12 protein-coding genes are annotated in these 12,537 nt (G+C 64.0%); 5 read left to right on the top strand and 7 right to left on the bottom strand.

Going from position 1 to position 12,537, the window contains the following annotated elements; genetic code table 11:
- The first annotated feature begins 29 nt into the window (after nucleotides 1-29).
- Nucleotides 30-1,124: an AI-2E family transporter gene (locus VL52_RS07700; RefSeq protein WP_046156493.1), complete on the top strand. Its 1,095-nt coding sequence runs from the start codon at nucleotides 30-32 to the stop codon at nucleotides 1,122-1,124.
- Between the two features lie 75 nt (nucleotides 1,125-1,199).
- On the opposite strand, the gene VL52_RS07695 is transcribed toward VL52_RS07700, so the two are convergent.
- The 6 genes from VL52_RS07695 to VL52_RS07670 form a co-directional block, all read right to left on the bottom strand.
- Nucleotides 1,200-1,535, bottom strand: coding sequence for a 2Fe-2S iron-sulfur cluster-binding protein (locus tag VL52_RS07695; protein ID WP_144410187.1), 336 nt, complete (start codon nucleotides 1,533-1,535; stop codon nucleotides 1,200-1,202).
- Entirely contained in the window at nucleotides 1,532-2,707 is a 1,176-nt protein-coding gene (locus VL52_RS07690; protein ID WP_046156492.1) for a molybdopterin molybdotransferase MoeA, read from the bottom strand. The genes VL52_RS07695 and VL52_RS07690 overlap by 4 nt, the downstream gene beginning before the upstream one ends.
- A gap of 126 nt (nucleotides 2,708-2,833) precedes the next feature.
- On the bottom strand, nucleotides 2,834-3,799 hold the full coding sequence (locus VL52_RS07685) for an ABC transporter permease (RefSeq protein ID WP_021476816.1): 966 nt from the start codon (nucleotides 3,797-3,799) through the stop codon (nucleotides 2,834-2,836).
- 1 nt (nucleotide 3,800) lies between these two features.
- On the bottom strand, nucleotides 3,801-4,892 hold the full coding sequence (locus tag VL52_RS07680) for an ABC transporter permease (RefSeq protein WP_046156491.1): 1,092 nt from the start codon (nucleotides 4,890-4,892) through the stop codon (nucleotides 3,801-3,803).
- Nucleotides 4,889-6,418, bottom strand: coding sequence for an ABC transporter ATP-binding protein (locus VL52_RS07675; RefSeq protein WP_046156490.1), 1,530 nt, complete (start codon nucleotides 6,416-6,418; stop codon nucleotides 4,889-4,891). Before VL52_RS07675 ends, VL52_RS07680 begins: the two co-directional genes overlap by 4 nt.
- 112 nt (nucleotides 6,419-6,530) lie before the next feature.
- Nucleotides 6,531-7,535, bottom strand: a complete 1,005-nt coding sequence (locus tag VL52_RS07670; protein WP_046156489.1) for a BMP family lipoprotein — start codon at nucleotides 7,533-7,535, stop codon at nucleotides 6,531-6,533.
- 461 nt (nucleotides 7,536-7,996) lie between these two features.
- On the opposite strand from VL52_RS07670, the gene VL52_RS07665 reads away from it, so the two are divergent.
- The 3 genes from VL52_RS07665 (at nucleotide 7,997) to VL52_RS07655 (ending at nucleotide 10,611) form a co-directional block, all read left to right on the top strand.
- Nucleotides 7,997-8,746, top strand: coding sequence for a tRNA pseudouridine(65) synthase TruC (locus VL52_RS07665; RefSeq protein WP_046156488.1), 750 nt, complete (start codon nucleotides 7,997-7,999; stop codon nucleotides 8,744-8,746).
- Between the two features lie 12 nt (nucleotides 8,747-8,758).
- The gene (locus tag VL52_RS07660) at nucleotides 8,759-9,607 is read left to right on the top strand and encodes a 23S rRNA (adenine(2030)-N(6))-methyltransferase RlmJ (RefSeq protein ID WP_046156487.1); all 849 of its coding nucleotides are present in this window, start codon (nucleotides 8,759-8,761) and stop codon (nucleotides 9,605-9,607) included.
- Nucleotides 9,608-9,921: 314 nt separating this feature from the next.
- Nucleotides 9,922-10,611 (top strand): nitroreductase family protein, encoded by a 690-nt coding sequence (locus tag VL52_RS07655; protein WP_046156486.1) that lies wholly within the window; start codon nucleotides 9,922-9,924, stop codon nucleotides 10,609-10,611.
- Nucleotides 10,612-10,690: 79 nt separating this feature from the next.
- On the opposite strand, the gene VL52_RS07650 is transcribed toward VL52_RS07655, so the two are convergent.
- The gene (locus VL52_RS07650; protein ID WP_144410186.1) at nucleotides 10,691-11,719 is read right to left on the bottom strand and encodes a dienelactone hydrolase family protein; all 1,029 of its coding nucleotides are present in this window, start codon (nucleotides 11,717-11,719) and stop codon (nucleotides 10,691-10,693) included.
- A 234-nt stretch (nucleotides 11,720-11,953) separates the two neighbouring features.
- Between VL52_RS07650 and VL52_RS07645 the strand changes: the two genes are divergently transcribed.
- Nucleotides 11,954-12,508 (top strand): thymidine kinase, encoded by a 555-nt coding sequence (locus VL52_RS07645; protein ID WP_046156485.1) that lies wholly within the window; start codon nucleotides 11,954-11,956, stop codon nucleotides 12,506-12,508.
- Nucleotides 12,509-12,537 lie beyond the last annotated feature (29 nt).

Here is a 12,537-nt window from a genome sequence, read left to right as displayed (position 1 = left end):
CATTTCCGCCACCTAGAACGGATGCCTACATGCCTCCCCTCCCCAACGCCTTTCCCAATGTCAGCATCCTCGGCGCGTTCCGCGTCGCCATACTGGCGTTGCTGGTGGTCGCCTGCCTGAAAGTGCTGCAACCCTTCCTCGGTGCGCTGACCTGGGCCGCCATCATCGCCATCTCCGCCTGGCCGCTATACAGCCGGCTCAAGCTGCGGCTGCGCGGCCGCCATAAACTGGCGGCGCTGCTGATCGTGCTGGCGCTGTCCGCTGCGCTGGCCATCCCCATCGGGCTGATGGCGTTGACGCTGGCCGATACGCTGCCGCATCTGGCCAATCTGGCGCACGATCTGACCAGTTTCCGCCTGCCTGACGCGCCGGCGTGGCTGGTCAACCTGCCCGTGGTCGGCGACAGCCTGCAGAAGCTGTGGCTCAGCACCCAGGCGGACCTGCCCGGCTTTTTCGAGAAAATCCGCCCCGCCATCAACCAAACGGCGCTGTGGCTGCTGTCCGGCGGCGCCAATCTGGGCCTGAGCCTGCTGGAAATCGTGCTGGCGATCGCCGTCGCCGGCCTGTTGCTGGTCAACGGCGACAAACTGTGGGACCTGGTGGAGCGCATCGTGATCAAGCTGGGCGGCGAAACCGCCAGCGACCTGCCTGAGGTGATCGCCCGCACCATACGCAGCGTCACCACCGGCGTGGTGGGCACCGCGTTGGCGCAAACCATCCTGTGCGTGATCGGCTTGTTGATCGCCGGCGTGCCCGGCGCGCTGGTGCTGGGCTTCTTGTGCTTCATCGTCGCGGTGGCGCAGATGCCGACGCTGGTCGTCTGGCTGCCTGCTGCCGGCTGGGTGTTCTACACCGGCCACACCGGCCTGGGCGTGTTCCTGCTGATCTGGGGCTTTCTGCTGATCAACACCATAGACAACATTCTGAAGCCGCTCTTGATCAGCCAGGGCGCGCAGATGCCGTTGTCTGTGATCTTCCTCGGCGTGATCGGCGGCCTGATCGCCTGGGGGGTGATCGGCCTGTTCATCGGCCCCACCCTGCTGGCCGTGGGCTTGACCATGCTGCGGCACTGGCTGCAGCGCGAGGACAACGAAGAGCTGGCCTGCGAGGGCGAGCAAGGCTGAGCCTCGCCTCCGATGAAAAGCGGCGCGATATCCAAAACAGGATGCCGCGCCGTTTTCGTTTCCGCCAACCGCCGCTCAATAATCCGGACAGCTCACCACCCAGTCGCAGTCCTCCACCGTCAGATGGCAGGCCAGACGCCACGGTTCCGCTTCGTCCCATTCCTCGCTGGCCGCCAGCTCGGCGCCGATCGCGCCGGCGCGCAGCAATACATTGCGCTCCTTGCGGCCCAGCCGCTGCGGCGCGGCCATGCCGCCTATCCTGACCTTGCAAGTGCCGCAGGTGCCCTGGCCGCAGCGCCAATGCAGCGGCACGTCGGCCAGGCGGGCGACGTCCAGCAGATTGTCTCCCGGCATCGCTTCCGACTCGTTCAGCAAGACCCCGCTCTCGCTGACGAAGCGTATCCGGCTCACGTCAGTTCCAGGTAGGCCAGTTCGTCGCCCGGCTTCACCTGCTGGCCCGGCTGCAGCCAGACCAAGCCGTCCGCCCAGGCGCAGGACATCAGCACGCCGGAGCCCTGCTGCGGATACAGCTGCAGCTCCCCGCCGACTTTTCGCACTCGCAGGAACTCGCTGCGCCGCATGTCCGGCTGATCCCAGGCGAAGGCGGCAGGCAGCCGCTGCGCCTCCGGCGGCGGCACCTCCAGGCCCATGCGTTTCTGCAGGAAAGGCTTGATCAGCGTTTGCAGCGTCACGTAGCCGGACACCGGGTTGCCCGGCAGGCCGATGAAGTCGGCCTCTCCCAGTTTGCCGTAGGCCAACGGCTTGCCCGGCTTGATCGCCACCTTCCACAGCGTCAGTTCGCCCTCGGCTTCGACCGCTGCTTTCACGTGATCCTCCTCGCCGACCGACACGCCGCCGCAGGTGATCACCACGTCGGCCACCGCCGCCGCGTCGCGCAGCAACTGCCGGGTGGGCTCCAGCGCATCGCCGACATGGCCCAGGTCTATCACTTCGCAACCCAGCTGCTGCAAGGCCGGCAGCAGCCAGTAGCGGTTGGAGTTGTAGATCTGCCCCTCGCCCAGCGGCTGGCCCGGCTCCACCAGCTCGTCGCCGGTGAAGAAGGCCGCCACCCGCAGCCGCGGCAGCACCGGCAACCGCGCCAGGCCGATGGAGGCAGCCAGCCCCAGATCGGCGGCGGACAGCACGCGGCCGGCCTCCAGGATGCGCTGGCCGCAGGCGATGTCCTCGCCGCGGCGGCGGATGTTCTGCCCCAGGTTGGGCTCGGCGCTGAAGCTCACGCGTCCTTCCCCATCCACCTCCGCCTGTTCCTGCATGATCACCGCGTCCGCTCCCGGCGGAATCGGCGCGCCGGTGAAGATGCGCGCCGCGGTGCCTGCCGCAAGAGGCTCCGGCACGCTGCCGGCGGGCACCCGCTGCGACACCGCCATCGCCGGCGCCAGATCGGCGCAGCGCAGCGCGTAGCCGTCCATCGCGCTGTTGTCGTGCGGCGGCACGTCCACGCCGGCCACCACCGGCTCGGCCAGCACGCGGCACAGCGCTTGCATCAGCGGCAGTTCTTGATGGGTGTTCAGCGGCTTGGCGCGCTCCAGCAGCCAATCCCGCGCCTGTTGATAGCTCAGCATGCGATTTCAGTCCTGTTTTGCGATGGGCCGGGCCCATCCGTCACAAGCCCCCATCATAGCACGCGCGCCCATGCAAAAAGCCCGCCGGCGTTGAGCGGGCGGGCTTGGAGCGAAGCGGAAAACGTATCAGCGCGACTTGACGAAAGGTACGCCGATCGCCTTCGGCGCCAGGGCGCGGCCGACGAAGCCGGCCAGCAACAGCACGGTCAGCACGTAGGGAATCACGGCGATCGCCTGCGACGGGATCTGGCCCACCACCGGCAGCGCCACGCCTTCCAGGCGGATCTGGATCGCGTCGGCGAAGGCGAACAGCAGGCAGCCGATCACCGCCGGCACCGGACGCCACTTGCCGAAGATCAGCGCGGCCAGCGCCAGGAAGCCCTTGCCCGCGGTCATCTCCTTGATGAAGCTGCCGGTCTGGTAGACGGACAGATAGGTGCCGGCCATGCCGCACAGCATGCCGCCCCAGAACAGCGCGGTGTAGCGCACCTTGGCCACCGAGATGCCGGCGGTGTCTGCGGCGTGCGGGTTCTCGCCCACCGCGCGCAGGCGCAGGCCGAAGCGGGTCTTGTACAGCACCCAGGTCACCAGCGGAATGACAATGAACACCGTCAGATACACCAGGATGCTGTGGCCGGATATCAGCTTGCTGTACACCAGGCCCACTACCGGCACGTCGCGCAAGGCGTCGGCGAACGGCAGCGCGATCTCATGGAAGCGGCCGTCGTCAGGCAGCTGCGGCGAGTTGCCGCCCTGCTGGAACCAGGCCAGCGCGAGCACCGGCGTGATGCCGGAGGCGATGGTGTTGATCGCCATGCCGGAGATCAGCTGGTTGCCGTTGTAGGTGACGGAGACGAAGGCGTGCACCATGGCCAGCGACACGGCGGCCATCATGCCGGCCAACAGGCCGATCCACGGGTTGTGGGTGACGTAGGCCGCGGCGGCGGAGGCGAAGGCCGCCGCCAGCATCTTGCCTTCCAGGCTGATGTCCACCACGCCGGAGCGTTCGGAGAACATGCCGGCCAGCGCGGCCAGCACCAGCGGCGTGGCCACGCGCACGGTGGAGTCGAGGAGACTGAAGAACATTTCCATATCACTTGTCCTTGCGCTTGAACAGGCCGGCGATGAACGGCTCGAACAGGTTTTCCAGCGCGCCGCAGAACAGGATGATCAGGCCCTGGATGAACAGGATCATCTCGCGGGTGATCATCGGTTTTTCGAACGACAGGTCGGAACCGCCCTGGGTCAGCGCGCCGAACAGCAGCGCGGACAGGACGATGCCCACCGGATGGTTGCGGCCCATCAGCGCCACGGCGATGCCGACGAAGCCGACGCCGTTGGTGAACAGCACGTTCATCCGGTGCGAGGAGCCCAGCAGGTCGTTGACCGAGGCCAGGCCCACCAGCGCGCCGGACACGCACATCGCCACGATGATGGTGCGGCTGACGCTCATGCCGGCGTAGCCGGCGGCGTGCTCGTTGGTGCCGACGGTGCGCAGCGTGAAGCCCCAGCGGCTGTGCCAGACGATCAGGTAGAACAGGCCGGCGGCCAGCAGCGCGAACACGAAGGACAGGTTCAGCGGCGAATTCGGCAGGAAGGAGAACAGCTCGTGCACCTGCGGAATCCAGCCGTTTTCGGCGAACAAACGAGTGGTGGGGTTCTGCGAGCCGGCTTCGATCAGCTGGTGGCTGATCAGGTACAACATCAGCGAGTAGGCGATGAAGTTGAACATGATCGTGGTCACCACGATGTGGCTGCCGCGCTTGGCCTGCAGATAGGCAGGGATGTAGGCCCAGGCCGCGCCAAAGCCCATCGCCGCCAGCATGGCCAGCGGAATCAGCACATAGGGCGGCAGCGTGTGGTCGAAGCCCAGCATCACCAGCGTCACACCCAGGCCGGCCAGATAGGCCTGGCCTTCGCCGCCGATGTTGAACAGGCCGGCGTGGAAGGCGGTAGCCACCGACAGGCCGGCGAAGATGAAGCTGGTGGTGTAGAACAGCGTGTAGCCTATGCCCTCACCGTAGCCGAAGGCGCCGTGGATCAGCAGTTGCAGGCATTCCCAGGGGTTTTCGCCAATCATCCAGGTGACGAGGCCCGTCACCAGCAAGGCGGCCAGCAGATTGAGCGCCGGCAGGATGGTCAGCTGCGCCCAACGCGGCAAGGTGGATGGTTGTCCGAATTTCAATGCTTGTGCCCCCCCATGAGCAAGCCGAGGGAAATGGTGTCGGCGTCCTTGGCCGCCACTTCGCCGGTGATCTGGCCGCCGGCCATCACCAGGATGCGGTCGGACAAGGCCAGGATTTCTTCAAGTTCCACCGAGACCAGCAAGATGGCCTTGCCTTCGTCGCGCAGCTCGATCAGCCGCTTGTGGATGAATTCGATCGCGCCGATGTCGACGCCGCGCGTCGGCTGGCCGATCAACAGCAGGTCCGGATTGGCGTGGATTTCCCGCGCCAACACCACTTTTTGCTGATTGCCGCCGGAGAGCAGGCCCACGCGCAGCAGCGGATTGCCCGGACGGATGTCGAACTGGGCGATGAAGTCGCGGGTGCGCTCCACCAGCTTCTTGCGGGAATACAGCGGGCCGCTGCTCAGCGTCTTGTCGTCGTGGTAGCCGAGGATGGCGTTCTCGTAGGTGGAGAACGCCTTGACCAGCCCCTCGCGCGAGCGGTCTTCCGGAATATGGCCGATGCCGCGCTGGCGGTAGACGGCGGCGCGCGGCTTGCGGCGGCACGGCAGCTTCAGCAGATCCTCGCCCTTGTAGACGACGGCGCCGGCGCTCGGATCGCGCATGCCGGCCAGCACTTCCAGCAGTTCGGACTGGCCGTTGCCGGACACGCCGGCCACGCCGACGATCTCGCCGGCCTTGACCTGGAAGTTCAAGTTGTCCAGCAGCTTGACCTGGCGCTCGTCAATCAGGGTCAAATCCTTGACGTCCAGCACGGCCGCGCCGGCCTGGCAGTCGGACTTGTCCACCTTCAGCGACACTTTGCGGCCCACCATCAGGTCGGCCAGCTTTTCCTTGTCCACGTCGCAGGTGCGCACGTTGTCCACCACGGTGCCGGCGCGCATCACGCTGACGTTGTCGGTGATGTCCATCACTTCGCGCAGCTTGTGGGTGATCAGGATTACCGTCTTGCCCTGCGCCTTCAGCGAGCGCAGGATGTGGAACAGGTGGTCGGCCTCTTGCGGGGTCAGCACCGCGGTCGGCTCGTCCAGGATCAGCACGTCGGCGCCGCGGTACAGCGCCTTCAGGATTTCCACCCGCTGCTGCAGGCCGACGCCCAGGTCGCCGACCAGCGCGTCAGGATCCACTTCCAGCGAGTAGTTCTTGTTCAGTTCCTTCAGATGCTCGCGGGCCTCGTCCATGCCGCCCTTGAGCAGCCGGCCGCCTTCGGCGCCCAGCACGATGTTTTCCAGCACAGTGAAGGTTTCCACCAGCATGAAATGCTGGTGGACCATGCCGATTCCCAATCGGATGGCTTCCTGGCTGTTGCGGATGCGGACATCCTTGCCGTTCACGCGGATGGTGCCGCTGTCGGCGTGGTAATAGCCGTACAGAATGCTCATCAGCGTGGACTTGCCGGCGCCGTTCTCGCCGATGATGCCGTGGATGCTTCCCTTCGGCACGCTCATCGTCACGTCGCGATTGGCCTTGACGGCACCAAAGCTCTTGTTGATGCCTGTCAGTTCAATGGCAAACTCGGTCATGCTTGATATGTTCCCGATTCTTCGATTCTTGTTTCCCCGGCGGCACGAACAAACAGCCGCGATGATGAATCACCGCGGCTGCGCCCCGCTTTCGGGGAAGTCGCTGCCTTCGTTATTGCGCCGGGCAGCTGTTGTTGGCGCGGTAATCGACAACCTTGATCTTGCCGCTGATGATCTCGGCCTTGGCGGCGGCGATCTTCTTTTCCATGTCCGGCGTGATCTGCGGACGGTTGTTCTTGTCCAACGCCCAATCCACGGCTTGCTCCTTCAGGCCCAGCACTTTCACGCCGGACTTCCAGGAGCCGTCCTTGGCTTCCTTGAAGGTGTTGTAGACGGCAACGTCCACTTTTTTAACCATGGAAGTCAGCACCGAGCCCGGGAACAGATAGTTCTGGTTGCTATCGACGCCGATGGAGAACTTGCCGGCGTTCTTGGCGGCCTGCAGCACGCCCATGCCCGTGCCGCCTGCGGCGACAAAGATCACGTCAGCGCCGCGGTCGAATTGGCTCTTGGCCAGCTCGGTGCCGCGCGCCGGGTCATTGAAAGCCTGAGGGGTGGTGCCGGTCATGTTCTGCAGCACGGTGATGTTCTTGTTGGCGTACTTGGCGCCCTGCGCATAGCCGCAGCCGAAGGCGCGGATCATCGGGATGTCCATGCCGCCGATGTAGCCCACCTTGCCGGTCTTGGATTTCAGCGCGGCGGCCATGCCCACCAGGAAGGAGCCTTCCTGCTCCTTGAACACGATGCTCTGCACGTTCGGGCCCTTGGCCACGGCGTCGATCAGCGCGAACTTGACCTTGGGGAATTCCTTGGCCACGGTTTCCACGGCCTGGGAGAAGTTGAAGCCGACGGCGACCACGATGTCGGTGTCGCGGCTGGCCATCTTGCGCAGCAGCTGTTCCTTCTGCGCGTCGGAGGAAATCTGGCCTTCGCGGTAGTTGACCTTGAAGTCCTTCTTGAAACGTTCCGCGCCGTTGTAGGCGGCTTCGCTGAAGCTCTTGTCGAACTTGCCGGCCGAATCGTAGATCACGGCGGGAGTGAAGTCTTTGGCGCACGCGGCAGCGGACAGAACTGCGGCGGCGACAGCGAAGCTGATACGTTTCAGTTGGATGGTCATCTCTATAACTCTTGGATTGAGTTGGTCAACGCGCCAGGCTCCATGCTGGCGCGGCGATTGCAACAGCGCGGACTATGAATGGTGACAACGAAAGTTGCAGTTGGCATGTAACCTGCGGACTACAGCTCCAGTTGTGCCGAAGCGGCCTGGACCGCCTCCTGCGCAATGCAAAAACCAGTTGCAGACACCACTTTGTCGTTCTTCTGAGCGCGGCGAATTGTAATGAGCGTTAACCTGGCTGTAAACAATTTCCTCTCGACTTTGAAATACCATGTCGCAAACATTTCTTCACCTAAAAATATTGACTCGCCACAAACCGCGCCAGGCCTGGGTTACGCAAACGGCATGCCGCACTTGTCATGACTGTCTTTAATTGAATTGACCCAACACAAAACTTAACGGCTATATCCAAAGCAGCGTGCAAGCCCTACAATTCCGCCCTGCTCAAAACCTTTGTATCCATGCTGCAAATACTGTATCGGGACGATCAACTGATCGCCATCCAGAAGCCCGCCGGCCTGCTGGTGCACCGCACCGTGCTTGACCGCAACGAAACCCGCTTCGCCATCCAGCTGCTGCGCGACCAGATAGGCCAACGCGTCTACCCGGTGCACCGGCTGGACAAAGGCACCTCGGGCGTGCTGCTGTTCGCGCTGGACAAAGACGCCAGCCGCGAGATGAACTGGCAGTTCGAACGCCAGCAAGTAGCCAAGCGCTACCTGGCCGTGGTGCGCGGCCACGCCGACGACGCCGGCCATATCGACCACCCGCTCAGCCGCCGCCCGGATGATCTGGAATGGATAGGCGAAAAGGTGGAAACCGCGCCGCAGCCGGCCCAGACCGATTATCGCACGCTGGCCCGGATCGAGCTGCCGATAGCGGTGGAACGCTACCCCACCAGCCGCTACAGCCTGGTGGAGCTAGCGCCGCTGACTGGCCGCCGCCATCAACTGCGCCGCCATCTGAAGCACATCGCCCACCCCATCATCGGCGACTCCACCCATGGCAAGGGCCGCCACAACCGGATGTTCGCCGAACAACTGGACTGCGCGCGCATGCTGCTGGCCTGCGTGGAGATGCGGCTGACCCACCCCGTCACCGGCCAGCCGCTGCGGCTGGACTGCCCGCTGGAAGAGAACTTCTCCGCGCTGCTGACGCGCCTGGATTGGGCCGACGCCGCGCGCGCCGCCGGCATCGAATTAACCATCTGAAAGACAACAATAATGCTCAGCTACCGCCACGCCTTCCATGCCGGCAACCACGCCGACGTGCTCAAGCATCTGATCGAGATCGAGCTGCTGAATTACCTGGGTCAAAAGGACAAACCCTACTGGTATATCGACACCCACGCCGGCGCCGGCGCCTATTCGCTGACTGAGGGTTACGCCACCAAGAACGCCGAGTTCGAAACCGGCATCGCCCGCCTGTGGCAGCGCGACGATCTGCCCGAAGCCGTGCGCAACTACGTGGACGTGGTCAAGCGGATGAATCCGGACGGCGAGCTGAAGTTCTACCCCGGCTCGCCGTGGTGCGCGGCCGATGTGATGCCGGAAAGCGACAAGCTGCGCCTGTTCGAATTGCATCCCAGCGACGCCCAGATCCTGCAGGAGAACTTTTCCGGCAGCGGCCGCCGGGTGCAGATCCAGCAGGCCAACGGCTTCGACGGCATCAAGGCCGTGCTGCCGCCGCCGCCGCGCCGCGCGCTGGTGCTGATCGATCCTCCTTACGAGGACAAGCGCGACTACCACAACGTGGTCACCGGCTTGAAAGAAGGCCTGAAACGCTTCGCCACCGGCGTTTACGCGGTGTGGTATCCCTGCCTGCAGCGCGCGGAAATGAAAGAGATGATTCCCGAGCTGAAGAAGCTGCCGGCCAAGAGCTGGCTGCGGGCGGAACTGCATGTGCAAGGCCCGTCGACCGACGGTTTCGGCATGCACGGCAGCGGCATGTTCATCCTCAACGCGCCATGGACACTGCCCCAAACCCTGAACGAAACGCTGCCCTACCTGGTCCAGCACCTGGGCTTGGACGCCAAGGCCAGCTTCATTCTGGAAACCGGCGGCGATCTGTAAAGCTTTCCGCCGTGCCGCGACAAGCGCCCTCCCCGGGCGCTTTTTTACGTCCATCGCCGGCGCATGCCTCTCCGATATCTCAGCAGCAGACATCGCTCCACATAAAGTATCTTTATTTGAAATAAAACTACATGACATTCAGCTTCTCAAATGCATAATGCTGATTGCATTTCAATGGGAGCCGCTGCCATGATGTCCTTCGAAAGCGACGGAATCGTTTGTTTGCCGATTGCACCTCGGCATGGAAAACCCCGCCGCCGCCCAAGCTGCCGGTTCGAGCCCCGGCAACGCTACTCCCACCAACAGGAGCCGTCATGAGCAGATTGCCATTCAACCAGGGCCAGCCGGCCTTCATCCCGCTAAGCAGTTTCCAGCGCTATCCGGAAGCGGAGATGGTGGAGCGCTCCCGCGCCTTCTACGCCGACATCCGCCGCCGCAAAACCGTGCGCGAATTCACCAGCCAGCCGATCCCGCGCGAAGTGATAGAGAACGCGCTGCGCGCCGCCGGCACCGCGCCATCCGGCGCCAACCACCAGCCCTGGCATTTCGCCGTCGTCGAAGATCCGGAACTGAAACGGAAGATACGGGAAGGCGCGGAAACCGAGGAGCGCGAATTCTATACACACCGCGCGCCGCAGGAATGGAAGGACGCGCTGGCGCCGCTGGGCACCGACGCCGACAAGCCTTTTCTGGAAACCGCGCCTTACCTGATCGCCATCTTCGGCCAGAAAAAGACCGTGCTGGACGACGGCGGCGAGATCAAGAACTACTACGTGCCGGAGTCGGTATCGATCGCCGCCGGCTTCCTGATCGCCGCGCTGCACCACGCCGGCCTCGCCACCCTCACCCATACGCCCAGCCCGATGAACTTCCTCAATCAGTTGCTGGACCGCCCCTCCCACGAGAAGCCCTACATCCTGCTGGTGGTCGGCTATCCGGCGGACGATTGCATGGTGCCCAATATCGGCAAGAAGCCTTTGGACGAGATCGCCAGTTTCTTTTGAAGGCAGATGGGCACACATCGGGCTGGAGGCCGCTCGCAGGGCCTCCAGCCGACCAAAATGCGGGTTTGGGTACCGGTTTCTATCGCTCCGCAGCAAACGCCGATTGCAGGAAGCCGGCGACCAGCGCCGGCGATTGCTCGCGCCCGACAGGGTCCCCGCCTATGGTGACGCCCCTGCTCAGGCATGCCTGCGCCGCGATCTTCGCCTCGCCTCCGGACACGACGCCATTGCCGGCAGCCATGGTGAATCGGCCCGAGTCCAGATCGTACTCGCCATGGCACAGCCTGGCGCTGGTCGCGCTCGGGATGGCGCGCAGCGGCGTGAACCGGTCGAAGGCATGGTAGGCGTCGGAATAGACCTTCACCGTCACCCGCGCGCCCTTGGCCTTCAAAGCATCGGCATAGTCAAGGCAAGGCGCGGCAGGCGTGTAGTCGTCCTTGCCGCCAAGCAGCATCAGGACGGGCGCTCCATCCAGATGATCCGACGCATAGTGGATGCCGCAGCTGGGGTAGAACGCGACATGCGCGGCGAAGCGCAGATCGTCATCGATGACGCCCTTTCGGAATGGCTCCAACGACGAATAGAGCGCGGCGACGCCGCCGCGCGAAAACCCCATCACCGCGATCCGCCTGGGGTCGATCGCCGGATGCGACGCCAGCAGCCGCAAGGCCGAGTAGGCGTCCGCGATATCCACCGCCATCGACAGCCGCGTCTGGTCTTTCTCGGTCTCCACGATATTCCGCCCCGAGAAACTGTCGACGACGAAGCTGGCGTACCCCAACTCGTTCATCCGCTTGGCCCACATCCACTCCCCCGGATTGATGCCGCTGCTGCCATGCAGGATCACGATGGCGGGAACCGGGCCTTGCGCCTGCTGCGGCAATGACAGCATGCCCGTCACCATCGCCTTGTCCGCGGGCGCGCGTTTCACGAAATCCATGATCTGCCACGGCGTGACGGATTCGAACGCGAAGGCGCCGACGCGGCCATCGGCCAGGCTAGCAACCGGCGCGGCGCTTACCGTGATTGCGGAGGCGCTGGCGTCGCCGCCCCCGGCGAAGCAGGCGATCAATCCAATGAAGAAAACACGACTCAAGATGGCTGGCACTGTCGATAACCCCCCTTGTGCGGAAAACGCGGCGATGGGAAACCGCCGTTGACCACGCCGGGCGCGGCAGTCGTCAAGTTTTGCCGAATCATATTGCGGCCTTTCCGTTGCAAACGAGCAGCGTTGAAATAAAGCCCTACGCGGAACGGAACAGTTTCGGCATTCAGCGGCCCTCACAAGCCGGGCGCGTCATGGTATGCTGCGCGCCCCGGCACCCGTATCCATACCTCTAGCATGGCCAAACTGTTTTTCCGATACGCCGCGATGAACAGCGGCAAAAGCACCCAGCTGCTGCAGATCGCCAACAACTACGAATCGATGGACAAGAAGGTGGCGCTGTACACCAGCGCCATCGACGACCGCTACGGCGTGGGCCTGATCACCTCGCGGTTGAACATCCAGCGGGAATCCAACACCTTCGACGCCGGTTTCGATTTCCTGGCTCACGATTACGGCGACACCGCCTGCGTTCTGGTGGACGAAGCCCAGTTCATGACGCCTGAGCAGGCGCAGCAAGTGCACCGACTGGCGCACAACCGCAATATACCGGTGATCTGCTTCGGCTTGCGCACCGACTTCCAGGGCCATCCCTTCCCCGGCTCGGCCTGGCTGCTGTCGCTGGCCGACGACGTGGAAGAGATCAAGACCATCTGCCATTGCGGCCGCAAGGCGACGATGCATATCCGCATCGACGGCGCGGGCCAACGGGTGAAGGAAGGCCCGCAAGTGGAAATCGGCGGCGAGGCGCGCTATCGCGCCGTGTGCGGCCGCTGCTTCCACAACGATTAAGCCCGCGCAGCAGCCGTAATCCTTGGGCC

The organism is Chromobacterium vaccinii (assembly GCF_000971335.1).
GTDB classification, from domain to species: domain Bacteria; phylum Pseudomonadota; class Gammaproteobacteria; order Burkholderiales; family Chromobacteriaceae; genus Chromobacterium; species Chromobacterium vaccinii.
Note: the sequence above shows the minus strand (reverse complement) of the source record. Positions and strands in the feature narration are given on the sequence as shown.